This is a genomic window from Streptomyces sp. NPDC012466 (assembly GCF_042955215.1).
In the GTDB taxonomy this organism is placed as follows: Bacteria; Actinomycetota; Actinomycetes; order Streptomycetales; family Streptomycetaceae; genus Streptomyces.
Genome location: NZ_JBIBEQ010000004.1, coordinates 85403 through 110669, shown reverse-complemented (window position 1 = coordinate 110669; position 25267 = coordinate 85403). Strand labels below are relative to the sequence as shown.

21 protein-coding genes and 1 pseudogene are annotated in these 25267 nt (G+C 71.1%); 15 read left to right on the top strand and 7 right to left on the bottom strand.

Annotated features, from left to right (window positions below; translation table 11 throughout):
- The first annotated feature begins 115 nt into the window (after positions 1-115).
- The 12 genes and pseudogenes from ACFY9E_RS16385 to ACFY9E_RS16330 all read left to right on the top strand — a co-directional run bounded on the left by ACFY9E_RS16385 (position 116) and on the right by ACFY9E_RS16330 (position 15043).
- Positions 116-643 carry a hypothetical protein gene (locus tag ACFY9E_RS16385; RefSeq protein WP_390983976.1) on the top strand — a complete coding sequence of 176 codons (528 nt, stop codon included), beginning with the start codon at positions 116-118 and terminating at the stop codon, positions 641-643.
- Between the two features lie 407 nt (positions 644-1050).
- Positions 1051-3177 carry a hypothetical protein gene (locus ACFY9E_RS16380; RefSeq protein WP_390983973.1) on the top strand — a complete coding sequence of 709 codons (2127 nt, stop codon included), beginning with the start codon at positions 1051-1053 and terminating at the stop codon, positions 3175-3177.
- Between the two features lie 97 nt (positions 3178-3274).
- On the top strand, positions 3275-4795 hold the full coding sequence (gene pelF / locus ACFY9E_RS16375; protein ID WP_390983970.1) for a GT4 family glycosyltransferase PelF: 1521 nt from the start codon (positions 3275-3277) through the stop codon (positions 4793-4795).
- Entirely contained in the window at positions 4792-6210 is a 1419-nt protein-coding gene (locus ACFY9E_RS16370; RefSeq protein WP_390983968.1) for a hypothetical protein, read from the top strand. Before pelF ends, ACFY9E_RS16370 begins: the two co-directional genes overlap by 4 nt.
- A 37-nt stretch (positions 6211-6247) precedes the next feature.
- A complete protein-coding gene (locus ACFY9E_RS16365; RefSeq protein ID WP_390983966.1) occupies positions 6248-7249 on the top strand; it encodes a GDP-mannose 4,6-dehydratase in 1002 nt (333 codons plus the stop codon).
- 68 nt (positions 7250-7317) lie between these two features.
- Positions 7318-8031 (top strand): sugar phosphate nucleotidyltransferase, encoded by a 714-nt coding sequence (locus tag ACFY9E_RS16360; protein WP_390983963.1) that lies wholly within the window; start codon positions 7318-7320, stop codon positions 8029-8031.
- Positions 8032-8038: 7 nt separating this feature from the next.
- Positions 8039-8941 (top strand): NAD-dependent epimerase/dehydratase family protein, encoded by a 903-nt coding sequence (locus ACFY9E_RS16355; RefSeq protein WP_390983960.1) that lies wholly within the window; start codon positions 8039-8041, stop codon positions 8939-8941.
- Positions 8938-9600, top strand: coding sequence for a spherulation-specific family 4 protein (locus tag ACFY9E_RS16350; protein ID WP_390983957.1), 663 nt, complete (start codon positions 8938-8940; stop codon positions 9598-9600). The genes ACFY9E_RS16355 and ACFY9E_RS16350 overlap by 4 nt, the downstream gene beginning before the upstream one ends.
- Positions 9597-10538, top strand: coding sequence for an endo alpha-1,4 polygalactosaminidase (locus ACFY9E_RS16345; RefSeq protein WP_390983955.1), 942 nt, complete (start codon positions 9597-9599; stop codon positions 10536-10538). Before ACFY9E_RS16350 ends, ACFY9E_RS16345 begins: the two co-directional genes overlap by 4 nt.
- A 481-nt stretch (positions 10539-11019) precedes the next feature.
- Positions 11020-12654, top strand: a complete 1635-nt coding sequence (abc-f, locus tag ACFY9E_RS16340; protein ID WP_390983953.1) for a ribosomal protection-like ABC-F family protein — start codon at positions 11020-11022, stop codon at positions 12652-12654.
- An 81-nt stretch (positions 12655-12735) separates the two neighbouring features.
- Positions 12736-14437 (top strand): annotated as a pseudogene (locus ACFY9E_RS16335) (ABC-F family ATP-binding cassette domain-containing protein).
- A gap of 42 nt (positions 14438-14479) precedes the next feature.
- Positions 14480-15043 carry an ABATE domain-containing protein gene (locus tag ACFY9E_RS16330; protein WP_390983950.1) on the top strand — a complete coding sequence of 188 codons (564 nt, stop codon included), beginning with the start codon at positions 14480-14482 and terminating at the stop codon, positions 15041-15043.
- A 434-nt stretch (positions 15044-15477) separates the two neighbouring features.
- Here the strand turns inward: ACFY9E_RS16330 and ACFY9E_RS16325 are convergent, their stop codons facing one another.
- The 4 genes from ACFY9E_RS16325 to ACFY9E_RS16310 all read right to left on the bottom strand — a co-directional run bounded on the left by ACFY9E_RS16325 (position 15478) and on the right by ACFY9E_RS16310 (position 18393).
- Positions 15478-15669: a hypothetical protein gene (locus tag ACFY9E_RS16325; RefSeq protein ID WP_390983948.1), complete on the bottom strand. Its 192-nt coding sequence runs from the start codon at positions 15667-15669 to the stop codon at positions 15478-15480.
- 106 nt (positions 15670-15775) lie between these two features.
- The gene (locus ACFY9E_RS16320) at positions 15776-17218 is read right to left on the bottom strand and encodes an aldehyde dehydrogenase family protein (RefSeq protein ID WP_390983945.1); all 1443 of its coding nucleotides are present in this window, start codon (positions 17216-17218) and stop codon (positions 15776-15778) included.
- Between the two features lie 204 nt (positions 17219-17422).
- Positions 17423-17932 carry a peptide-methionine (S)-S-oxide reductase MsrA gene (msrA, locus tag ACFY9E_RS16315; protein WP_390983942.1) on the bottom strand — a complete coding sequence of 170 codons (510 nt, stop codon included), beginning with the start codon at positions 17930-17932 and terminating at the stop codon, positions 17423-17425.
- 299 nt (positions 17933-18231) lie between these two features.
- Positions 18232-18393, bottom strand: a complete 162-nt coding sequence (locus ACFY9E_RS16310) for a hypothetical protein (protein WP_390983940.1) — start codon at positions 18391-18393, stop codon at positions 18232-18234.
- 264 nt (positions 18394-18657) lie between these two features.
- Here ACFY9E_RS16310 and ACFY9E_RS16305 point away from each other — a divergent pair, with 264 nt between their 5' ends.
- Positions 18658-19146, top strand: a complete 489-nt coding sequence (locus ACFY9E_RS16305; protein ID WP_390985089.1) for a TetR family transcriptional regulator — start codon at positions 18658-18660, stop codon at positions 19144-19146.
- Positions 19147-19308: 162 nt separating this feature from the next.
- Here the strand turns inward: ACFY9E_RS16305 and ACFY9E_RS16300 are convergent, their stop codons facing one another.
- Positions 19309-19761, bottom strand: coding sequence for an ATP-binding protein (locus tag ACFY9E_RS16300; protein WP_390983937.1), 453 nt, complete (start codon positions 19759-19761; stop codon positions 19309-19311).
- Positions 19762-19982: 221 nt separating this feature from the next.
- On the opposite strand from ACFY9E_RS16300, the gene ACFY9E_RS16295 reads away from it, so the two are divergent.
- Complete coding sequence (locus ACFY9E_RS16295) at positions 19983-20348, top strand: anti-sigma factor antagonist (protein WP_390983934.1); 366 nt, start codon at positions 19983-19985, stop codon at positions 20346-20348.
- Between the two features lie 231 nt (positions 20349-20579).
- On the opposite strand, the gene ACFY9E_RS16290 is transcribed toward ACFY9E_RS16295, so the two are convergent.
- The gene (locus tag ACFY9E_RS16290) at positions 20580-21479 is read right to left on the bottom strand and encodes an alpha/beta fold hydrolase (RefSeq protein ID WP_390983931.1); all 900 of its coding nucleotides are present in this window, start codon (positions 21477-21479) and stop codon (positions 20580-20582) included.
- Positions 21480-21696: 217 nt separating this feature from the next.
- Here ACFY9E_RS16290 and ACFY9E_RS16285 point away from each other — a divergent pair, with 217 nt between their 5' ends.
- Positions 21697-22347, top strand: coding sequence for an NAD(P)H-dependent oxidoreductase (locus tag ACFY9E_RS16285; protein ID WP_390983929.1), 651 nt, complete (start codon positions 21697-21699; stop codon positions 22345-22347).
- A gap of 158 nt (positions 22348-22505) precedes the next feature.
- On the opposite strand, the gene rph is transcribed toward ACFY9E_RS16285, so the two are convergent.
- Positions 22506-25103, bottom strand: coding sequence for a rifamycin-inactivating phosphotransferase (rph, locus tag ACFY9E_RS16280; protein WP_390983927.1), 2598 nt, complete (start codon positions 25101-25103; stop codon positions 22506-22508).
- Positions 25104-25267: the final 164 nt, after the last annotated feature.

Here is a 25267-nt window from a genome sequence, read left to right as displayed (position 1 = left end):
CCTCCTCACTTTCATCACACCGCATCCACGTGATGAGCACTTCCAGCCGAGCGGCCGACCGCGTCTTCCCCATGGGGCAGACGCTGCGTCGAGCCCCTGCCTAGCCTCCCAGGCCATGCGATCACCCCTGATGAGACGTTTCGGCCTCGGCGCCGTGCTCGCCCTCGCGCTCGCCGTGTTCGGCCTGGCCCCGGGCGCGAGCGCCGCCGACCCGGCGCCGGCGGAGCTGACCTTCGCCACCGACAGCGCCACCACCACACCCGGCGGCACGGTCAACCTGTCGATGACCCTCACCAACCACAACACCTACGACGTCTGGTTCGTGTACCAGACGATCGAGCCGACATGGCTGACCACGCAGCGCCCCGACCTGAAGTACAGCTTCACCGGGTGCAGCCTGGCCACCGCCAACGGCTCCACCCCCTGCTCCGGGACCGGTCCGGCCAACCTCGGCTCCAACTACGGCGCCACCATCCCGCCCGGTCAGAGCCGTACGGTCACCCTGACGCTGAACGTCGCCGCCGACTCCGGCTGTAACGGCAACATCGGCTTCTACTCGTATTTCTACGCCGAGTTCAGCGACTCGACGAACGTCAGCGGCGGCCCGGTCTACACGCCCGTGACGCGAGTGCTCTGCTCCTGACGCTCCGTCCGGACCCCGGCGCCCGTGACCTGAAAGCCTCCTTGCCCAGACCCCCGCCCCGGTCTGGACCACTGGCACTCCGACCGGCGGGCCCCACAGGCCCGCCGGTGCGCCGCAGGGCCCGGACCAGCCCCGGACCGGCGCGCCGGACAGGCGCATCCCCGGGTCCGGCCCCTCCCGGCCACCTGGAACGGCTCATTTCGCTTCCGGGAGTGCCCATTTCGTCACCTGCGCTTTTCCGTCATGTTCCGCAACATGACCGCTAAATCTCCACACAGACATCACTATGTGACACGAACGGATGCGTGACGAACTGGCTTCTGAGGGGGACGCCGGCGGCACGCAAGGGGGTGCGTCCGCTCCACGGGAGCCGTGCTCACCCCTGCCCGGGGAGGGGACCTCACCGCATGAAGCGGACCTTTCGCACCACCGTGCTCACGGTGGGCGCGCTCATCGCCGCACTGGGCCTGCCGGCCGGCGCGGCACACGCCGACACCACGCCCCGTATCGACCTGCGGGTGCTGGTGGTGAGCGACGGCGGCCCGTCCACCGACGCGATAGCCGCCGAACTGGCCGCGGCCGGCACGCCGTACACCCGGATCGACCTCACGGAGTCCGGCCGGACCGTGATCGACGCGGACTTCCTCGCGGACACCGTCGACGGCAGGCCCCGCGCCAAGTTCCAGGCCGTCGTGCTGCCCAACGACAACCCGTTCCCGGCCGGATCGTCCGAGATGGCGGCACTGGCGGCGTACGAGCGGACCTACGACGTTCCCCAGGTCGACGCCTACACCTACGCCCGTCCCGAAGCCGGTCTGCAGTACCCGGTCAACGGGGGCTACTCCGGCAGCATCGACGGCAGGCGGGCGGAGGTGACCGCCGCCGGCACGTCGGGCCCCTTCGGCTATCTCGACGGGCCGGTGCCCTTCGAGGACAACGACCCGGCCGTCGGCGAGAGTTACGCCTACCTGTCGAAGCCCGTGGTGGGCGCCGACTTCACCCCGTACGTGGAAGCGGCGATCCCCGGCCAGTCGGGCAAGGGCACGCTGGTGGGCGAGTACCGGCACGACGGGCGGCGCGAACTGGTCGTCACCTTCGTCTACAACCAGTACCAGCAGCAGTTCCGCCTCCTGGCCCGCGGCATCGTCGAGTGGATGACCGGTGGTGTGCACCTGGGCGCCTCGCGGAACTACTTCTCCGTCCACGTGGACGACGTGTTCGCCGCCGACGACCGCTGGAACAGTCAGCTCAACTGCACGCCCGGCGACGTCGACTGTGCGGACCCCGACGCGACGCCCGACCCGATCCGGATGACGCCGGGCGACGTCGACCACGCCGTCGACTGGCAGAACAGCAAGGACTTCACCCTCGACTTCGCCTACAACGGCGCCGGCAGCGCCGACCATCGCGAGGACCACAACGGCGCCGACCCGCTGGCCGACCGGCTGATCGCACGGCGGGGCGAGTTCCGCTGGATCAACCACACCTACTCGCACCCCTTCCTCGGCTGCGTGCAGGACACGACCGTGGTGCCCTGGAAGTGCGCGACCAACGCCGACGGCAGCACCCGGTGGATGAGCCGCAACGACATCTCCGACGAGATCGCCACCAACCGGGTCTGGGGCGAGAGGGCCGGACTGCCTCTGGTGAACGGCGAGTTGGTGACCGGTGAGCACTCCGGCATGAAGGTGCTGCCGCAGCAGCCCGTGGACAACCCCCACCTGGCGCTCGCCCTCGACGACAACGACATCACCTGGCTCGGCTCGGACAATTCCCGTGAGCCCGCCCAGCGGCAGGTCGGCCCGGCCACCACCGTGCCCCGCTACCCGATGAACGTCTTCTACAACGCCGGCCGGGCGGCCGAGCAGGTCGACGAGTACAACTGGATCTACACCAGCCGCGCCCAGGGCGGCAGCGGCATCTGCGACGACAACCCGGCCACCACCACCTGTCTGGCGGCGCCACTGGACGCCGCCACCGGCTACGCCGACCACATCGTCCCGCTGGAGACGCGGATCGCCCTCGGGCACGTCCTGGCCAACGACCCCAAGCCGCACTTCATCCACCAGTCGAACCTGGCCGAGGACCGCATCGCCTACCCCGTCCTCAACGGCGTCCTGGACGGCTACGAGGCACTGTTCGCCGAGGACACACCCGTGGTGAACCCGCGGATGAAGGACATCGGCGCCGAACTCCAGCGCCGGGCCGACTGGCGGGCCGCGCTCCGGGCCGGACAGGTCACCGCCTACCGCGTCGGCGACACGGTGACCGTCGACGCACCGGCCGGGCTGGCCGTCACGGCGACCCTGCCCACCGGCACCACACTGGCCGGCGCCGCGTTCGGCGAGGCGTACGCGGGGGCGGTGTCCGGCTGGACGCCCTCCACGGGTACCCCGCTCGCTCTGACCCTGCCGGCGTCCGCGACGGCTCCGGCCGCCGACGCCTCGAAGCCCGCCCCGGCCACCGGCCCCGCCCCGCGGACCCGGGTCCCCGCGGGCGTCACCGACCCGCTGGGCCACACCGCGGACGACTGAACGGCGCACCCGCCCAGGACCGACCCGAGGTCCTGGCCGCCCCCCGGCGGCCGGGACCGGACCGAACCACCCCACACCTCGGCCGTGGAGCACATCGATGCCCGTTCCCCAGGGCGCGCGACATACCGGAGCGACGCGCGTCACCCTGCTCACCGAAGGCACCTACCCGCACAGTCACGGCGGCGTCAGCGTCTGGTGCGACCAGCTCGTCCAGGGCATGCCGGACCTCGCCTTCGACGTCATCGCCGTCACCGGCACCGGACGTGAGCCGGTCGTATGGGACCTGCCCGCGCACGTCTCCAGCGTGCTGTCCGTCCCCATGTGGGGCGCCCCGCCCGAGGGCCGCCCGCCCCGTGGCCGGCCCCGCAACCAATTGGCCGCCGCCTACGAGCGGTTCCTCACCGCACTGCTCGATCCGCGCACCGAGGACGGGTTCGCGCCCGCCCTGTACGCGCTGGCACGGGCGGCAGCGGAGGGGACGCTGAGCCCTTTCCTGCGCGGGGACCGGGCGATCGCGATCCTCACCGCGCTGTGGAACCGCCCCGGTCTCGCCGTGCGCGAGGCACAGCCCACCCTGCACGACGCGCTCACCGCGACCGCCCTGCTGGAACACGCCCTGCGCCCGCTGGCAGCACCGGCGCCCGAGAGCGGGGTCGCCCACGCGGTCAGCGGCGGGGTCGCCGTCCTGCCGGGCCTCGCCGCCCTCGAACACCACGGTGTGCCGCTGCTGTTGACCGAGCACGGGGTCTATCTGCGTGAGCGCTACCTCGGCTACCGCACCGCGCCCTACCGCTGGCCTGTGAAGGCCGTGATCCTCGGGTTCTTCCGGCTGCTCGCCCAGGAGAGCTACCGACGCGCCGCCCTGATCACACCCGGCAACCGCTACAACCGGCTGTGGGAGGAGGAGGGCGGCGCCGACCCGGAGTCGATCCGCACGGTCTACAACGGCGTCGACCCCGCCGCGTTCCCGGCGGCCGGGCCCGAACCGGACGTGCCCACCCTCAGCTGGGCGGGCCGCGTCGACCCCATCAAGGATCTGGAGACCCTCATCCGGGCCTTCGCCCTCGTCCGCGACCAGCTTCCGCACGCGCGGCTGCGGCTGTTCGGCGGGACACCGCGAGGCGGAGAGGCCTACCGGGAACGCTGCGAGGCCCTGGCCGCCGAGCTCGGACACGCCGACGCCGTCACCTTCGAAGGGCGCGTCGACGACATCAAGGACGCCTACGCCGCCGGAAACGTCGTGATGCTCTCCAGCATCAGCGAAGGCTTCCCCTTCACTCTGATCGAGGCCATGTCCTGCGGACGGGCGACCGTCTCCACCGACGTGGGCGGTGTCCGCGAGGCCGTGGGCGACACCGGGCTGGTGGTGCCTCCGCGCGATCCCGAGGCGATGGCCACGGCCGCGCTGGAGCTGCTGGGCGATCCCGGGCGGCGCAGGTCGATGGGTGAGGCGGCCCGGCTACGGGTCATCGAGCAGTTCACCCTCCGGCAGACCATTGACACGTTTCGGTCCGTCTATCTGGAACTCGCCCATCCACCACGGAAGCCGACGGTCATGCCCACGACGGTCAGGATGTCGGCCCCGGCCGTCCACGGCACGGGAAGCCTCGCCCTGTGAGCGGGCCGATATCCCTCGAACCCGGGGGGCCCGAACAGGACACCCTGGCCATCCGCCTGGCCGGCACCCGCCCGCCACGCCGTCGGCCGCGCTGGGCGCTCGACGACACCACGCTCGCCATCAGGCTGCCCCGACGCGGCCCCGACGAGGAGGCGGTCAGTGAACTCGCCGCCGAACTCGCCGACCGCATTGGCCCCGCCGTCCACCCCTACGAGGTGGCCGCGCTGCTGGAGGCGGAGGGGCTGTCCGCCTCCCTGATCAACGAACGGTACGGCCACCCGAACCTGTTCTCCCTCGCCTCCGCGCTGTACGACCGGGTGCCGCGCACCTTCCCCGAACCCGCCCCCGGGCCCGACCCCTGGCGCCCCGACACCCTGCGCTGTCTGCTGCGGGGCGTGCTGTTCGCCCTGCCGGGCCTCGCCTACCTGCTGACGGCCCCGTTGTGGAACGCCGACGGGCACGCCCCCGCCCTCATCGTGGCCGGACTCGTGTCCTGGGCGTGGGGGCAGGCACTCGGTCACCGCGCGCACCTGCGGATGGCGACGGGACGCCGGGAGGCGGGCCGTACCCTTCTGGCCGGAGCGCCCGCGGGGGCGGTGGTGGCCACGGCGGTGGCCGCGCTGCCCGCCGACGGCGGACCGGTGACCCTGGTGGCGGCCGCGCAGTCCGCGTACCTGGCGGCCGCCGGCGTGCTGCTGGTGCTGGGGCGGGAACGGCTGCTGCTGGCCGCGCTCAGCCCGCTGCTCGCCGGTGCCTGCGTCCTGCCGTGGTGGGAGCCCGGCCCCGCGCTTCGGACCGGGCTGCCCTTGCTGGCGCTGCTCGCCACGCTCACCGTCACCGGCCGGGTCCTGCGCGGTGCCCTCGCCGTCCCGGCCGTCGCCGGTACGACCCGGCCCCGCCTGTCGCGGTCCCTGCCGTACGGCCTGTTCGGGCTGGCCGCCGGGGTGCTGGTGCTGCTGGAGGGGCGGGAGGAACCGTACGCGGTGATCGTGCTGACGCTGAGCATGGGGCCGGCGGAATGGCTGCTGTACCGCTACCGCGGACTGTCGGTCGCCGCGCTGCGCGCCACCGCCACGCCCGCCGGGTTCCTGCTGCGCTCGGCCGGCATCCTCGGCCTCTGCCTGCTCGCCTATCTCGCACCGCTGCTGCCGGCGGCCCTGCTCACCGGCGCCGACCCCGTCGCCCTGCTGCTGCTCGCCGCCGTCCTGTGGACCGCGCTGCTTCTCCAGGCGTTCGGAGCGGCCTGGTCCTCGGCGGGGATCTGCCTCGCGGCGGCCGGCGGTGCCGGAGCGGTCGTGCTGTTCCGGCTGCCACCGGGCACCGCCCTGGCACTGCCGCTCAGCTGCGGCGCCGCCGCCCTGTGTCTGTCGGCGTGCGCGCTGTGGCTGCTCGGCCGGCCCGCCCCGCACGCCTGACCCTGCTCGCCTCTCACCGCACCGAAGGGACCACCCAGTGACCTCCGCACCGCTCGCCGCCGTCACCGGAGCCGAGGGCTTCATCGGCTCCCACCTCACCGAGGCCCTGGTCGCCTCCGGACACCGGGTCAGGGCCATGGCCCAGTACAACTCCTTCTCCTCCTACGGCTGGCTGGAGACCCTGCGACCGGACGTCCTGGACCAGGTGGAGATCGTCCTCGGCGACGTCCGGGATCCCGGTTCCGTCCGCGGTCTCCTCGAAGGCGCCGACACGGCCTACCACCTGGCCGCTCTGATCGCGATTCCCTACTCCTACCAGGCCCCGCACAGCTACGTGGACACCAACGTCACCGGCACCCTCAACGTGCTGGAAGCCGTGCGCGCCCTCGGCACGCCCCGGCTGGTGCACACCTCCACCAGCGAGACGTACGGCACCGCGCAGACCGTGCCCATCACCGAGGACCATCCCATCAACACCCAGTCGCCGTACGCCGCTTCGAAGGCGGGCGGGGACCGGCTGGCCGACAGCTACCACGCCAGTTTCGACACCCCGGTCGTCACACTGCGGCCCTTCAACACCTTCGGTCCGCGTCAGTCCATGCGCGCGGTCATCCCCACCGTCATCGGGCAGGTCGCGGCGGGAGAACGCACGATCACCCTCGGCGACCTGCGCCCCACCCGGGACTTCACCTTCGTCAGGGACACCGCGCAGGCCTTCCTCGCCGTCGGTACCGCGCCCGCCGAGCAGGTCGTGGGCCGTACCTTCAACGCCGGCACAGGTGGGGAGATCTCGGTCGGCGACCTGGTCGCGCTGATCGGCAAGGTGATGGACACCGCACTCGACGTGCGCGAGGACGAGGCCCGCATCCGTCCGGCCAACTCCGAGGTGATGCGCCTGGTCGCCGACGCGAGCCGGCTCGCCGCCGCGACCGGCTGGCAGCCCGCCCACACCCTGGAGGAAGGCCTCGCGCACACCGTGGAGTTCTTCCGCGACCCGGCCAACCTCGCCCGCTACAAGACCGGCATCTACAACATCTGACGCCTCACAGCGGATCTCGTCCGTCACGTCCGCGCACGTCCACGAAGCGTTCACGAAGGAGGAGCCCCATGCACGCAGTGATCCTGGCGGGAGGCAAGGGCGTCCGGCTGCGGCCCTACACCACGGCGCTGCCCAAGCCGCTCGTCCCCATCGGCGACCAGCACGCCATTCTGGAGATCGTGCTGCGCCAGCTTTCCGCGGCCGGCTTCACCAGTTGCACCATAGCGATCGGCCACCTCGGCGAGATCATCCGCGCCTACGTCGGCGACGGCTCCCAGTGGGGCCTGGCCGTCGACTACGCCACCGAGGAGAACCCGCTGGGCACCATGGGCCCGCTGCTCACCCTGCGCGACCGCCTGCCCGAGACCTTCCTGGTGATGAACGGCGACGTCCTCACCGACCTCGACTACGCCGACGTCCTGCGCCGGCACCGCGCGTCCGGCGCCCCCCTGACCATCGCCACGTACGCCCGCAAGGTGCACATCGACTTCGGGGTGCTGACCACCGACGCCAGCAAGGTCGTCGCGTTCACCGAGAAGCCGAGCATGGACTACCGCGTCTCCATGGGTGTCTACGGCCTGTCCCGCGCCACCCTCGACGGCTACACGCCCGGTCTCCCGCTCGGTTTCGACGAGTTGGTGCTCGACCTGCTCGAGACCGACAACCAGCCGCACGCCTACGACTTCGACGGGTACTGGCTCGACATCGGCCGCCCGGACGACTACGACCGGGCCAACGCCGAGTTCACCAGCCGTAAGTCGCTGCTGCTCAAGGGAGCCTGAGCACGTCATGCGCATTCTCGTCCTGGGCTTCACCGGCTATCTCGGCGTTCACGTCGCCGAGCGGCTGCGCGACCTGCCGGGCGCGCTGGTCCTCGGCGGTGGCAGGTCGCCCTCCGCCGACCTCGACGTCGATCTCGCCCGTATCCTCCCGGAACAGCTGGCGAAGACCCTCACGACGGCCGCGCCCGACATCGTCGTCAACTGCGCGGGCGCCACCGGCGGTGACGCCGTCACCCTCGCCGAGGTCAACGCCCGCGGCCCGGCGGTGTTGTGTGCCGCGCTGCGCGAGGCGGCCCCCGCGGCCCGCCTGGTACACCTGGGCTCGGCCGCCGAATACGGCCCCGGCACCCCGGACACCCTGGTGACGGAGTCGGCGGCCACCCGCCCGGTCGGCCCCTACGGCGCGACCAAGCTCGCGGGCACGGTCGCGGTGACCGCCTCCGGCCTGGACGCGGTGGTGCTGCGGGTGGGCAATCCGGTGGGCCCCGGAGCGCCGCCCACCGGGCTTCCCGGGCGGATCGCCGGTCTGTTGCGCGAGGCCGGCCCCGACCCGGAGGCGCTGCTGCGGCTCGGTGACCTGTCGGCCCACCGCGACTTCGTCGACGTACGCGACGTGACGCGGGCGGCGGTGCTCGCGGCCACGGCTGCGGGCCCGCTGCCGCCCGTCCTCAACATCGGCGGGGGCCGGGCCGTCCCGGTGCGCGACCTGGTGCGGGGTCTGGCCGGCCTGGCCGGCTTCCGCGGCCGGATCGAGGAGACCACGGCGAGCTCGGCCGGCTCGGCCCGATCCGCGCAGGTGTCGTGGCAGTGTTCGGACATCACCGCCGCCGGGCGGGCCCTGGGCTGGCGCCCCGCCCACACCCTCGACGACGCGCTGGCCACGCTGTGGGAAGGCTGCCGTACACCGTGAACCTGCTGATTCCGCTGTACGTCCATCCGGCCGAGGACCCGGGTGCCTGGCACCGGCTGATCACCGCCGCGCCCCGCACCTACGGGGTCGTCCTCAACCCGGCGAGCGGCCCGGGCGAGACCCCCGACCCGGCGTTCACCGCCGCGGCCGGTGCGCTGCGGGCCGCGGGAGCGCGTCTGCTGGGCTACGTCGACACCGACTACGGGGTGCGCGACCCCGCCGACATCATCGAGGACGTACGCCGGCACCGGGAGTGGTACGCGGCGGACGGCTGCTTCCTCGACCGGGTGACGGCGACCGCCGACGGGCTGCCGGGATGTCGCCGCCTGGTGCGGACGCTGCGCCGCCTGGGCGTGGGCACGGTCGTCCTCAACCCCGGGGTCCACCCGGCCCCGGGGTACGCCCGCCTCGCCGATCTGACCGTCACCTTCGAGGGCCACTGGTCGACGTACGTCTCCGCCTTCAGCCGACCCGCGTGGACCGCGCGGCACGCACCCGACCGGCTGTGCCACCTCGTCTACGGCGTGCCCGAGGCACTCGTTCCCCTCGCCGTGCGCACCGCACACGAGCGAGGAGCGGCGGTCTGCGGCCCGGTGACAGGCGAACCACCCAACCCCTGGGCGCAGTTGACACCCGCCCTCACCGGGGCGGAGCGATGAGGAGGAAGAAGGGGAGGCGCCTCTCCTGCGCGGCCCTGCTGACCGCTCTGGCGGCCGCGGGGCTGACGGGCTGCTCCGGCAGCGCGGAGCGGCCCGCCGACGCGCACGGTACGACGTCGGCCGCACCGCACACGGCAACCCCCTCCCGATCGCCGGCACCCGAACCGGAAGGGCCGGCGACCTCGCCGGGCCACGCCCCTCCCCCGTCGCGGCCGCCCGTCTCCCCCTCACCCTCCAGAGCGGTGTGGAAACCCCGTCCCGGCCTCTCCTGGCAGTGGCAGCTCGACGGCAAGGTCGACGCCTCCGCCGACGTTCCGGTCTACGACATCGACGGATTCGAGAACTCCGCGGCGGACGTGGCCCGGCTGCACCGCGCGGGGAGGAAAGTCATCTGTTACGTCAACGTCGGCGCGTGGGAGAACTTCCGCCCGGACCGGGACGCCTTCCCGCACTCGGTGCTCGGCGGGCCCAACGGATGGGCGGGCGAACGATGGCTGGACATCCGGCAGCTGACCGTCCTGCGACCGATCATGGAACGTCGCTTCGACATGTGCCGCGACAAGGGATTCGACGCCGTGGAGCCCGATCTGGTGGAGGGCTACGGCAACGACACCGGTTTCCCCCTCACCGCACGCGACCAGCTGAGATACAACCGCATGATCGCGGCCATCGCACACGCGCGAGGACTGTCCGTGGGTCTGAAGAACGACCTCCCCCAAATCCCACAACTCGTGGCCCACTTCGACTTCGCGGTCAACGAGGAGTGCGCCCAGTACGAGGAGTGCGGCGAGCTCTCCCCGTTCATCGCGGCCGGCAAAGCGGTGTTCCACGTGGAGTACACGGAGCCGCGGAGCGGTTTCTGTGCCGAGTCCCGACGGCTGAGGCTGTCATCGATGGTGAAGAAGCCGGAACTCGGGGTGTGGCGGAGCCCTTGCTGAGCTGACGCGCCCCCGGCTGTCGAGCACCGCCGAGAACCGAACGCGGCCCAGGCGTGTGGGAGCGGAGCGAGCGGCTCAACGCCGGAAGCGAGGTGCGCATGCTTTACACAGAGGAGTTGGTGCCCCACAAGCCGGGCTCCGGTCACACGCTGAGGTTCACCACCGGTGTGGTCGGCCCCGATCTCTCGGCAGGGGACCCGACCGGCAGGGTGCCGAGCGCACCGGCGACCACAGGCTCAGTGGTGCCCCACAGGAGAGGCTGGCCGTCGATCGACGCTGTTACGCTGTCAGCGACGTCGACCGTGCATCGAGGAGTCACAGACGTGGTGGGTGAAGACGACATCTCCGGGTGAGACCCGGATCTGACGGCCACCGGAAGCGCTGAGGAAGCGCCGCCGAGCGGCCGTTTCGTCGTACCTCCTTTCCCACGCCTGCCCAGGGCAGAGCTCTCTCTGTCCGCAGTTCTCTCGAGGTCATCTCCATGTCCGACGCCGCCGTCGTGTGCTCCAACGTGTCCTTCGCCTGGCCCGACGACACCCCCGTCTTCAGCGACCTGTCCTTCACCGTCACGACCGGCCGCACGGGCCTGGTCGCCCCGAACGGGGCCGGCAAGAGCACGCTGCTCAGGCTGATCGCCGGTGAACTCAAGCCCGGCACCGGCTCGTTGTCGGTCGAAGGGACCCTGGGCCACCTCCCGCAGAGCCTCCCCCTGACCGGCGACCTCACCGTCGCCGAGGTGCTCGGCGTCGCCGCCGTGATCCGAGCCCTGGACGCCGTCGAGTCCGGGGACGTCAGCGACGAGCACTTCACCACCATCGGCGACGACTGGGACATCGAGGAGCGCACCCGCGCCCAGCTCGACCGCCTGGGCCTGGCCGGGCTCGACCTGGACCGCGGCCTGAGCACCCTCAGCGGCGGCCAGGTCGTCTCCCTCGGCCTCGCGGCCCAGTTGCTGAAGCGTCCCGACGTCCTGCTGCTCGACGAACCGACCAACAACCTCGACCTGGAGGCCCGGCACAAGCTCTATGACGTGCTGTCGGACTTCACCGGCTGTCTGCTGCTCGTCAGCCACGACCGCGCTCTGCTCGACCGCATGGACCGCATCGCCGAACTCGGCAGCGGCGAACTGCGCTTCTACGGAGGCAACTTCACCGCGTACGAGGAGGCCGTGCGCGCCGAGCAGGAGGTCGCCGAGAAGAACGTCCGCAACGCCGAGCAGGAGCTGAAGCGGGAGAAGCGCGAGATGCAGCAGGCCCGTGAACGCGCCGAGCGGCGCGCGAGCAACGCCGCCCGCAACCTCAAGAGCGCCGGTCTGCCCCGGATCTTCGCCGGCACCATGAAGCGGGGCGCACAGGAGTCCGCCGGCCGGGCCGGCCAGATGCATTCGGCCCGGGTCAGCGAGGCCAGGACCCGCCTCGACGAGGCCGGACGCGCCGTGCGCGAGGAGCAGCGCCTCACCCTGGACCTACCGGACACCCGGGTGCCCGCCGGCCGCAACCTCTTCCTCGGCGAGGGGATGCAGGTACGACTGGATGGCAGGCAGGTGTTCGCGGACGGCGGTGTCGACCTCACCGTCCGGGGTCCCGAGCGCATCGCGCTGACCGGACCCAACGGCGCCGGGAAGACCACCCTGATGCGTCTGATCACGGGCCAACTCGCCCTGGAAAGCGGGGAGGCCAGGCGCAACGACGGCCGTATCGCCTACCTCTCGCAGCGCCTGGACCTGCTGGACCTGGACCGCACCGTGGCGGAGAACTTCGCCGCGTTCGCCCCTGAGCGGCCCGAGGCGGAGCGGATGAACCTGCTCGCCCGCTTCCTCTTCCGGGGTGCCCGGGCGCACCTGCCGGCCGGGGTGCTCTCCGGTGGTGAACGGCTGCGTGCCACCCTGGCCTGCGTCCTGTGCGCCGATCCGGCTCCCCACCTGTTGCTGCTCGACGAACCGACCAACAATCTCGACCTGGTCAGCGTCGGCCAGCTGGAAAGCGCCCTCATCTCCTACCAGGGTGCCTTCATGGTGATCAGCCACGACGAGCGGTTCCTCGCCGAGATCGGGGTGAATCGCCGGCTGCGCCTGGCGGACGGCACGCTCACCGAGACGGGAGCCCCCGCGGTGTGAGCCGTCGGCATGTGCAGTGGCCCGCGTCCGCGGCCGTGCGCCCGGCGGGCCGACCACCGCTCACACCCTGGACGGAAACCCGTGCCCCAGCCTGCCCTGCTCGCCCACGACCTCGTCCGCTCCCTGGGCGGCCGACGTGTCCTCGACGGCGTCTCCCTGACCGCCTCCCCCGGTCACCGGATCGGCCTCATCGGGGAGAACGGCGTCGGCAAGTCCACCCTGCTGCGATTGCTCGCCGGCGTGGACGAACCCGACGCGGGAAGCGTCTCCCGCCCCGACGGCCTCGGCTTCCTCCGCCAGGAGATGCCGTTCGATGCCGGTTCGACCATCGCCGCGGTGCTGGACGAAGCGCTGCGTGAGGCCCGGGCGGACCTCGCGGAGCTGGAACGGCTCACCGAGGTGCTCGCCCGGGTCCCGGAGGACGACCCCCGCCACCAGGAACTGCTCGACTCCTACGGCAGGGGGCTGGCGCAGGCCCAGGTCCGCGAGTCCTGGGACGCCGACCGCCGCGCCGCCCTGGTGCTGGAGGGTCTGGGCCTCGGCGCGTTCGGGCACGACCGCACCCTCGGTTCGCTTTCCGGCGGGCAGCGAGGCCGGCTGGCCCTGGCGGCGCTGCTGGTCCGGCGACCGCCGGCACTGCTGCTCGACGAGCCGACCAACCACCTTGACGACAGTGCCGCCGTCTTCCTGGAGGAACAGCTTTGCGGCCTTCCCGGGGCCGTCGTGCTCGCCAGTCACGACCGCGCCTTCCTCGACGCTGTCTTGCACCGACCTGATCGACCTGGACCCGGCGGTCGACGGCCCGGTTCGCTACGGCGGCAACTACAGCGCCTACCTGGGTGAGAAGCGCGCCGAACGGGAGCGCTGGGAGCGACGCTATGCCGAGGAGCGGCAGGAGCTGGAGGAACTGCGGCACGCGGCGGGGGTGACCGCGCGCCGCGTCGCCCCGGACCGGGGGCCGCGCGACAACGAGAAGATGGGCTATGGCCACCGGGCGGGCCGGGTCCAGAGCCAGATCTCCCGCCGCGTGCGCAACGCCACCCGCCGGCTGGAGGAACTGGAGCGCACCCGGGTCGCCGAGCCGCCCCGGCCGCTGCGCTTCGCGGCCGGGGAACTCGCCGCGCGCGGGGAAGACGGTCCGCGCCCCCTGGTGTCCCTGTGTGCGGTGCGGGTCGCCGGCCGGCTCGCGCTGGACGGCTTGGAGGTGGCGGCGGCCGACCGGCTGCTGGTGACGGGCGGCAACGGGGCGGGCAAGTCCACACTGCTGGCCGTGCTCGCCGGACGCCTCGCGGCGGAGGGCGAAGTGCACAGGCGGCGCGGGCTGACAGTGGGGCTGCTCACCCAGGACACCGAGTTCGAGCGGCCCGACCGCACGGTCCGGGACACCTATGAGCTGTCGGTGGGCCCGGAGCGGGCCGAGGAGGTGCCCCTCGGCCCGCTCGGTCTGCTGCACGAGGCGGACCTGGGCAAACCCGTCGGGCATGTGTCCGTGGGGCAACGTCGGCGCCTGGCCTTGGCGCTGCTGATGGCCCGTCCGCCGCACCTGCTGTTGCTCGACGAGCCCACCAATCACCTCTCCCCTCGTCTGTGCGATGAACTGGAGGAGGCTCTGGGCACCCCCGGCCCGGGCGCGATCGTGGTCGCCGGCCACGACCGCTGGCTGCGCCGACGCTGGCAGGGCCGCGAGCTGCGCCTGGGAACGGACCATGCGAAGGGGGAAGATCCGGCGCTGAGCCGCCCCTACGATCACGCCCTCCGCCGCGCACACCACCCGAACCGGTGACGATTCTTGCCTCAGATGGGAGTCACCTGTCAAAATGGTGATGTGAATTTTGACCATGTTTTCGTCTGCGGGCACCCGGCCCTCGACTTCGCGGCCACTCTGCGCGCCCGGCGCTCGACACGATTCGAGATGTTCGTGACGCCGGAACGCCTGAACGCCTGGTACCTGGAGTCCGGGCTCGTGGACACGATCACACCCGGCAAGGAGGAGGACGTCCGGGAAGCGACGACCGTGCGCGAGGTGATCTACCGGCTCGTCACGAACCGTCGCCTGGGTGAGGACTTCGACCGCGAGGCGCTCGCCGTGCTGAACGCCGCAGCGCGCAAGACGCCCGCGACACCGCAGCTGACCCTGGCAGGCCGGCACACCGACGCGACGCCCGAGCAGGCCCTGGCCACGGTGGCCCGGCAGGCGGTCGAACTGCTCAGCGGCCCGGACGTCCCCCTGCTGAAGGAGTGCGGCAACCCGGAGTGCACGCGCATCTACATCGATCGCTCCCGCGGCATGCGGCGACAGTGGTGCGGCATGGAGTCGTGCGGCAACAAGATCAAGGCAGCGGCGTATCGCGCGCGGAAGAAGACCTCACCCGCCACGCCCTCGAACTGATCCGTCGCTCGGGCTCGCGCGTCGGCCGCTGCCCGGCGAGCCTGCTCCCCTGGTCGCCGAGGGACGCATCCAGCGCCACAAGCGGGAACGGTCCGTCATGTACACCCTTGTAGGGCCCTGAACGCCGGAAGTGAGACCGCCCACCACCCCGGGTCCGGGATTCCCGCCCTGCCGAGCGGCCCCTCAGAGAAGGCTCGACACCGGCGGGCCGTAGCCCGAAAGCACCGCGCCCTGCGCCCCGTTCCACACCTGCGCGCCGGCGGGCCGGTCCTGGCCGGCGGAGTTGTTCGCGCTGTGGGGCAGTCGCTCGACAGGGGCGGCAGCGACAACCCCATGGGCGGCACCTCGGGACCTGACGTCCTGCCCACGTGTGTGCGCCAGAGAAGTCATGTCGACCCTCGCCCTTCGCTCGGAAATGAGGGTCGGGCGCGGGTCTACAGCCCCAGGTCGAGCGCGAGGCACGAGTAGTACTTCCACGAGCCCTCGGGGTTGTAGGTGCGCACCCCGCCGGCCGGTGCGGGCTCCACCTCTTCGGCCATGTCCTCGAAGCGAATGCGCTCGGGGAGCTTGCCGAACCGCGCGTGCCGTGCGGCTGCGGCGGTGTCCGTCGAGAGTTTCTCGTCCATGACCGGTCTCCACTTCGGAATCGCGCTGCTGCCTTGGACGACCATCAGCATGCCCCCTCTCGCGTCACCTGTCAAACCGGTGACGCATATCTGAAGGACCGGCACGTCAGACGGTGACGGTCTTGTACTCGGTGTAGGACCCCAGGCCCACCGCGCCGTACTCGCGACCGATGCCGCTGGCCTTGAAGCCGCCGAACGGGCCGTCGAAGGCGATGGAGGCCCCGTTGACCGTGACGGTGCCGGTACGGACGCGGCGGGCGACCGCGAGGGCGTGGGCTTCGTCCGCGGACCAGACGCCGCCGGACAGGCCGTATTCGGAGTCGTTGGCGATGCGAACGGCGTCGTCCTCGTCGTCGTAGGCGATGACGACCAGGACCGGGCCGAAGATCTCCTCCTGCGCGATGCGCATGGAGTTGTCGACGTCGGCGAAGACGGTGGGCGTGACGTAGTTGCCCTTCTCCAGACCGTCGGGGATCTGTGGGCCGCCGGTGACCAGACGGGCACCCTCCTCGATGCCGAACCGGATGTAGCCGCGCACCCGCTCCTGCTGGTCCGGGCGGATCATCGGGCCGATGAAGGTGTCCGGGTCGCCCGGGTCGCCCACCTTCAGCGACTCGACCAGCTCTTTCAGCGCGGTCACGACCTCCTCGTACCGGCCGCGCGGGGCGAGTACGCGGGTCTGGGCGATGCAGGACTCGCCGTTGTTGAGCAGGGAACCGAACTTCAGGCCCGCGACCGCCTTCTCGATGTCTGCGTCCGGCAGGATGATGGCGGCCGACTTGCCGCCCAGCTCCAGGCTGACGCGCTTGAGTTGCTCACCCGCGATCGAGGCGATGCGACGGCCGGCCCGCGTCGAGCCGGTGAAGGCGATCTTGTCGACCTCCGGGTGCGAGACGAGGTACTCACTGGTCTCCCGGTCCGCCGGCAGGACGCTGATCACACCCTCGGGCAGACCCGTTCGCTCCAGCAGCTCGGCGAGGAAGCCCATGCTCAGCGAGTTCTCCGGGGAGACCTTGAGAACCACGGAGTTGCCGGTGAGCAGGGCCGGGATGATCTTCGCGGTGGCCGAGGAGAACGGCGAGTTCCACGGGATCACCGCGGCCACGACGCCGACCGCCTCACGGCGCACCACGCCGCGCACCGGGGACGCCGGGTCGGAGGGCACCAGGGTCTCCTCCCAGCCGAACTCCTCCGCCGCCTTCAGGTAGGCATCCGCCTGGCGGGTCAGACCCGACTGACCCGCCCGGGTGAACCACCCGGCCGAGCCGTTCTCCAGCGAGATCAGGTGCGCGACCTTCTCCGCGTTCTCCTCGCGCAGCGCGTTGAACCGCCGCAGGACGGCGATCCGCTCCCCCGGCGGGGCCGTACGCCACACCCCCTCTTCGAACGTGGCCCGCGCCGCCGCGACCGCGCGATCCACGTCGGCCGGCCGCGCTTGGGCCGCCCGCCCGATCACCGACCGGTCGTGCGGTGAGGTGATGTCGAGGAGCTCCGGGTCGGCGGGCTCCACCCAGGAGCCTCCGATGTAGAGCCGTTCATAGATGATCATGCTCTGCCTCTCCTCCGGAAGAGTCCGGACACCGCCACTACCTGTCACTTCAATGTAGCACTTCTGAAGCTTAGTACCACATCAGTGTGCTCATCAGGCGGAGGGCGCCCCGGCGGGACGCACGGGTGCGGTTCCGAAGGGGGCGGAAAACGACGCGTGGCCGGGAAGGGTGTTCACCCTTCCCGGCCACGTCGGCGCTCCGGACTAGCCGCGCCTGGGCAACCGCCAGTTCGGGCGCGGGAAGTGGCAGGTGTAGCCCTCCGGGTACCGCTGGAGGTAGTCCTGGTGCTCCGGCTCGGCCTCCCAGAACGCGCCGGCCGGCACGACCTCGGTCACCACGGGGCCCGGCCACAGCCCGGACGCCTCGACATCGGCGATGGTGTCCTGCGCGACGCGCCGCTGCTCGTCGTCGAGGTAGAAGATGGCGGAGCGGTAGCTCAGGCCGATGTCGTTGCCCTGCCGGTCCCTCGTGGTCGGGTCGTGGATCTGGAAGAAGTACTCCAGGATCGCGCGATAGTCGGTGGCGGTCGGATCGAACACGATCTCGATCGACTCCGCATGCTTTCCGTGGTCACGGTAGGTGGGGTGGGGCTTGCCGTCGTCACCGCTGTAGCCGACCCGGGTGCGGATCACGCCGGGAAGCGACCTGATCAGCTCCTGCATGCCCCAGAAGCAGCCGCCGGCCAGCAGCGCCCTCTCCTCGACATCGCTCATGGCGCTCACCTTTCTTGTCCGTATTCGTCCACGCGGAACCAGCCTCGCACATCACCGGCCCCCGTAATCACCATCTTGACAGGTGACGAACGGACCTGACAATGTCGTCACCTGCCAGGACGGTGACGCCGGGAGCGTCGGCGCCGCGCGGAATCCCACCTCGTCGCCGATGTGATCGAGCGGGCCGCCCGCGCCACGGTCCGCTGACGTTCCCGGAGAGCCCGCTCACCGTCCGGAAAACGACCGCCGGCCGGTGCCCATGAGGACGCCGGCCGGACCGAGGCTCGCTGTTCGGCGGATCAGGCAGCCGGTGCGGTCTCCTCTACGGTGGCGGAGGGGGCGCCGGCCGTGCCCTTCGAGCCCTGGAACGGCTTCAGGAAGAGAGCGATACGGGGCAGCGCCGTCGAGACGATCGTCTGGTCCAGTGCCGCGAGGAGGACCGCCAGGATCAGCGCGCTCATCGCCGCGACGACACCGTCTATTCCGGACGCCCCGAATGAGGGGGACTGCTGGGTGCTCGACACCGACGGGACCTCCCGGGAGGACGGAGTTCGGTATACAGGACACTCGAATCTAACTGTCACATCAATGTAGCTGTTAGGATCAAATTCTTCACGTGAACGAGGCGATAGGTTCCGCAGGTTCCACAGGGCACGGCTAAACTCGGTGCGGTGAGAGCCGACGCAGCACGCAATCTCGAAGCCGTCCTGACCACCGGAGCGCGCATGCTCGCCGCCGACCCGGGCGCGAGCATCGCGAGCATCGCCGCCGAGGCGGGTGTGGACCGGCGCACCGTCTACCGGCGCTTCGCCTCGCGCGAGGATCTCCTCGCCGCGATCTATGAGTCCCGCCTCGCGGCCATCGAGCACGCCATCGAGGACGCCCGGCTGCGCGAGGCCCCCGTAGCCGTCGCCCTGCACCGCTACGTCGAGAACATCATCGCCGTCAACCGCACCTGGCCCGTCGACCTCGCCCGCATGCTCGCCGACGACACCGTCCGCGACCGCCGGGACGCCTCCGTACGCGAAGTCGCCGCCTTCCTGGAACGCGCCACGGAGGAGGGGCTGTTGCGCTCGGACCTCCCGCAGGGGTGGGCGAACGCGCTGCTGCCCCAGCTCATGCACCTGGTGTCCCGGCAGATGCCGGAACTGAGCCCCGCGCAGGCGGCTGACGTCGTGGTCGACACCTTGCTGCGGGGCCTCGGAACGCCCTGACGGCCGCGCCCGGCCCGCGCGGGCCCGGCCCTCGAAACGGTCGGTCCGCCCGGACGCGTGCGACTCGGCTCCTGCGGAGGCTACCGCCTCCATCGAGGTCGCCTGTCGCTACTCGGGCCGGCGGCTCTGGAGGTGATGGAACCGGCCTGTCGCATCGCCCGGCTAGGGCCCGGCCACCCCGTCGCGGTCTGCCGCCACCTCGCCCCGTGGGGCGCCGCCGGGGCTGTCGGCGAGAGCGATGCGGGCGGTGATGCGCTTGCCCACCGGCTCGCGCTGTATCGCGAAGTCCTCGACCACGGCCTTCACGATCTCCAAGCCGTGCTGGCCGATCCTGCTGGGGTCGGCGGCCCGGGCCGTGGGGACCGTCGGGTCGCTGTCCCACACGATGACATCCACGCTGCGGGCGGTGACGCGCAGTTCCAGCAGGACGGGCCCGGGAGCGTACTTCCGCGTGTTGGTGACCAGCTCGCTGACGACCAGCTGGGTGAGATCCCTCGCTCGGGCGGAGACGGGCAGGTGATGGTCGTCACTCGCCTGGTCGAGGAAGGCGACGGCGTGATGGCGGGCGTCCGCGATGCAGCTGTCGTCTCCCCCCAGCGCGTACGCGGCACGCATGAGGTACTCCTGCGGCGCCCTGCAGCCGTCACCGTCGACATCAGATCCCACTGGCCTCGCCCTCACTCCCCGTTCACGCGCGCCGGTACCCCGTTTCGCCACCCCGCATGCCGCAAAGGTGTTGTTCGGCACAGCCGCTCAGGTGCATCGGGCCGGGGCGGTGGGGCAGAATCATCCGCGCACGTTCTGACCGGGCAAGCCTAAGCACATTTGAGGAGACGGTGACCCACATCGAGGAAGCGGACCGGCCGGGCCGGCTCCACGCCGAACACCGCATGGCGGGAGACATCCGTGTCGTGACGCTGCGGGGCGAGATCGACCACGACGTCCAGGACGTGCTCAGCGCAGCCCTGCTCATCGACGACGGGGCAGCGCCCCCGCGGATCGTCGCGGATCTCAGCGGCGTGACGTTCATGGACTCCAGCGGCATCAACGTCTTCGTCACCGCCCACCAGCAGGTGAGCGGCGCGAACGGGTGGATGCGCATCGCCGGGGCCCAGCACTCCGTCCTGCGCGTGCTGCAGCTGGTCGGCGTCGACACCCTCATCCCCTGCCACGACACCACTGAACAGGCCCTGAGCGCCTGAACCGCGCACCGCTGCCATCGGGGGGAGACGTACGCAGGCCGCCGGGCCGGGATCGCCGCCCGGCTCCCTCGATGAGCTGCCGGGCGGCGGTCGAGCCATGGGGGTAGCCGACGCCCTGCTGTTCGGCCCACCGGCAGGCCCGTGCGACGACGGCTGGACCTCTCCGCGAGGTCCGGGCGTCGACAGAAGAACGCGCATCTCCCTCCGGTCCGACAGGCGTCGTCGAACGGGTCAGTCGCGTTCCACTCGGTCGTCATGCCAACCAGTACTCCGCCAGAAGCCGAGCAGGGCCGTCGCCAGGGCCTCGGGGGCCTCTTCGGCCATGTGATGGCCGGAGTCGATCGGGCCCCCTTCGAGTCGGTCGCCCACCCAGTCACGCCAGACTCCCAGCACGTCGCCGTAGAGATCGATCATGTCGTCGCGGGTGGCCCACAGCACCTGTACGGGACGGGTGATGCGCCGCCCGGCCCGCTGGTCGGCGTCGTCGTGCGCGCGGTCGACACCGAGACCGGCGCGGTAGTCCTCGCACATGGCGTGCACGGTGGCCGGATCGTGGATCGCACGCCGGAAGTCCTCGTACGCTTCGGCGCCCATCTGCTCGCTCGTGGCGCGGTACCAGGCGTCGGGGTCGGCGTTGATGATGCGTTCGGCGGGCTTGTCGGTCTGCCCGAGGAAGAACCAGTGCCACCAGCTCGCAGCGAACGCCGCGTCGCAGCGCCGCAGGGCCTCCCCGATCGGAACGGCGTCCAGCACACTGACGGTGGACACGGCCTGCGGGTGGTCCAGAGCCAGACGAGTGGCCACGTACGCGCCCCGGTCGTGCCCCACCACGGCGAACCGTTCGTGCCCGAGGCGGCGCATGACCGCCAGGCAATCGCCGGCCATGGCGCGCTTGGAGTACGGACGGTGCTCCGCGTCGGAGGCGGGTTTGTCGGACTCGCCGTAGCCGCGCAGATCGGGGCAGACCACGGTGAAACCTGCCGTGGCCAGCAACGGAGCGACGCGGTGCCAGGTCGCATGCGTGCGGGGATGACCATGGAGCAACAGCACCGCTGGGCCACTGCCCCCGTGACGCACCCTCAGGTGGACGCCGTCCCCCTCACACCGCGTCAGCTCAAAGCCGTCGAACACCTGGCGCCTCCCGGTCCTGGACGTCGCAGTCCTGGTGCCCCTGGGCACACCGTCCATGCGAGAGCCGTCCCTCCCGGCCGCCTGCTGAGCTCCGCGCGCTCCTGTCGGTGATCCGGATCACATGAGGTGGACCTCAACTGCGCTTGAGGGAGCAGGCTGTCGGACATCACGGGGCGTGCCGCACAGGAGCGGCCCCACAGTCCTCAGGAGTACGGTCATGGCCACGCTGCTGCACATCGACACCTCCCTCAATGGCGAGAACTCCCACTCCCGCAAGGTGACCGCCGCGTTCCGCCGGGCATGGGAGGACGAGAACCCTCACAGCGCGGTGATCTACCGAGATCTCGACGCCGACCCGATCCCCCACCTGCGGGCCGACGCCTACTACGCCGGTTACACCGCCCCCGCCGACCGATCCCCCGAAGAGCGGGCCGCCTTCGCGCTGCGTGCCCGGCTGATCGAGGAAGCCGAGGCGGCGGACGTGATCCTGCTGAGCGCGCCGATGTACAACTACTCGATCCCGTCCACGCTCAAGGCCTGGATCGACCACGTATTCGCCGTCGGCCGCACCTCGATGACCGAACACCCCTCACTCGCCGGCAAGCCCACGATCGTCGTGACCAGCCGCGGCGGCTCCTACCAGGAGGGCACCCCGCAGCACGGCAACGACTACGTGCAGAGCTATCTGCAACAGGCCCTCGGCACCGGCCTCGGTCTGGACGTCACCTTCATCGTCCCCGAATTGACGTTGGCCCCCACCGTTCCCGCCATGGCCGACCTCATCCCCCTCTTCGAGACCTCCCGCGCCGCGTCCCTGGCGGCCGCCGAATCCCACGCCCGGGAACTGGCCATGCGTCTGGCCGCCTAGCGGCTCGCCTCACGGTGCGGCGGCCATGCCCGGCAACGCACACCGTGACAGGGCGCTGACGGCCGGTGGGGCACAGCACTCAGGATGTCGCTGTGCCCCACACCTCCTCGTCCCGCACGCAAGGAAGGGCTATGGAACGGTCTTCCCTGCGGAGTCGGTCAAGGCAGGATCTCGATGTACCCGTCGGTTCCGTGGACGCGGATCCGCTGGCCGTCCTGGATCAAACGGGTGGCCTGCTCCACGCCCACGACGGCCGGCAAGCCGTACTCCCGGGCGATCACCGCGCCGTGGGTCATCAGGCCGCCCACCTCCGTCACCAAGCCCGCGATGCCGACGAACAGGGGTGACCAACTGGGGTCCGTGTAGGCCGTGACCAGGATGTCACCCGGCTCGAGATCGGCTTGCGCCATGTCCAGGATGACGCGGGCCCGCCCTTCGATGGTCCCGCCGGAAACCGGCAGGCCGGCCAGGGCACCGTCCGGCACGTCGTCGCGTCGGTAGGCGCCGTTGACGGTCTCGCCCTCCGAGGTGAGGACGCGGGGCGGTGTGAGCGCGTGGTACGACCGGAACGCCTCCTTGCGCTGCTGGACGAGCTGGTCGTCCACCCGCTTCGAACGCACGACGTCGTGCAGTTCCTGGAACGTGAGGTAGAAGATGTCCTCCTCGTCGCGGAGCACGCCGGCCTGCACGAGGCGCTCGGCCTCCGCCATCAAGGCCTGCTTGTAGACGAAATAGCGGCTGATGATGCCGTACTTGGGGTACTCCCGGTATCCGATGAAGGTCCGGACCCGGTCGATCATCTTCTTGGTCTCGTCCGCTTTGTTCTCCCCGTCGGGCAGGGCCCGCAGGCGGGTCAGCACGTCCTGTTCCTTCTTCAGCGCCTTCTGCCGGCCTTCCTCGAAACGCCGCTCGGCCGCGCCCGGATCGAAGTTCCTGACGTTGTCGAGGATCGCCGGCACGAGCGTGCTGGGGCGTTCGCGCCAGCGGGGCCTCGTGATGTCGATCTCTCCGACGCAGCGCATGCCGTACCGGTCGAGGTAGGCCTCGATGGCGTCGCGTGCTTCGGGCCCGCCCGCGAACTTCGCCAGCTCGTCGAGGAAGCCGTCGTCCTCGACGGTCTGCAGGAACGCCACCACCTCCGGATGGGGACGGATGACGTCCGCGACGTCGAGCAGCTCCAGTCCCATCTCCGAGGTGATGTTGTCGGGAGCGGACAGCGTGAGAGTGTCAGCCGCGTTCTTCTCGCCCAGCCACTCGTGCAGTTTGTCGTTGAGCCACCACGTCGACTCCATCCCCGCCATGATCGCCTGGAAACTCAGGGGATCGGTGAGGACCCGCTTGTGCTCCTCGAAGGCCTCCAGCAGGAAGTCGAACAGCGCCGGTCCGCTCTTCGCGGCGATGTCGCGCCGCAGGGCGGCGACGGACTTCTCGCTGCGCTCGATCAGCCGGGTGACGACGTCCGGATCGGTCTCGATCGGGGCGGGAGTGCCGCCGGCCGGGCGGCCGCCGGGCTCCGGGTCCGGGAGTGAGGGGACGAAGTCGTCCCGGTCGAGGACCGTCTCCAGGGCGTCCCTGGTCAACGGATCGGACCTCCCCACCAGATCCATGAGGTTGGCGCGGCTCGCGGGCGAGGACAGCGCGCGGGTGGCGTCGACGAAGAGCCTCCCGCCGGCGTCGCGCATCGGCGCCATGGCCGTCATCTTCCACAGGGAGAGCCCCAAGGGCTTCATGGGGTCGGTCATCATCTGCTGATGGCCGACGGAGACGTAGACGTGATTCTCCTGGTCCTCGGCCTCCGGGATGGGGAACAGCGTCGTGATCGGCCGGCTCTGCACGATCTGGAAGCCGCCGTCGGCCAGGCACCATTCGATGTCCTGCGGGCTGCCGAAGTGCGCCTCGATCCGGCGCCCGAGCTGTACCAGCCGCACGACCTGTGCATCCGTCAGCGCCGGCTGCTCCTGCTGCCGCGCGTCGACCGCTCTCGTCTGCGTGCCGCCGTCCGGCAGCGCGTGCACGGCACGCTCCTTGGCGGCGATCGTCCTGGTGACGACCTGGCCGTCTCGCACCGAGAAGACATCCGGGTTCACCAGGCCGGAGACCAGGGCCTCGCCCAGCCCGAAGCCGGCGTCGACCGTGGCGACCTTCCGGTTGCCCGTGACCGGGTCGGCCGTGAACAGGATGCCGGCCGCCTCGGAGAAGACCATCCTCTGCACGACCACGGCCATGTGGACCGTGCGGTGATCGATGCCGTTGCGCTGGCGGTAGGTCACGGCCCGCTCGGTGAACAGCGAGGCCCAGCAGCGGCTGACGTGCCGGAGGACGGCCTCCGGTCCCACGACGTTCAGATAGGTGTCCTGCTGGCCGGCGAAGGACGCCGTCGGCAGGTCCTCCGCCGTCGCGCTGGACCGGACGGCGTAGGCGGCCTGTTCGCCGAGTTGGGCGAGCGCGCCGGTGATCGCCGCCACGAGCTCGCCCGGGACGGTGATCCCTTCGATGGTCCTTCGGATCTGCGCGCTGAGGCTTCGGATCGCCTCCCGGTCGTCCGGGTTCAGGCGCGCTAGCTGATCGAGTCGGTCCGCGATCGACGGCGCTTCCGCCACGATCCGCCGGAAGGCGTCCGTCGTCACACAGAACCCGCCCGGCACGCTGACGCCTTCGATCCGCGACAGCGTGCCCAGGTGTGCGCCCTTGCCGCCGACGACCGCGACCTGTGTCTCGTCGACCTCTCGGAGGTCCCGCACGAGCTGCTCGGTCATCGCGACACCTCCGAGGCGGCCGTGCTCCGTCGTCCTGCACCTGCAGTTCGGATCAGCAGCGCCTCCAGCGCCGCCGAACCGCTGGTCGAGCAGGTCCTCATATCCAACACACGCACCTCGTGTCCCCGTTTCCGCAGGTTGTGGCCTTGGCCGATGATTCTGCG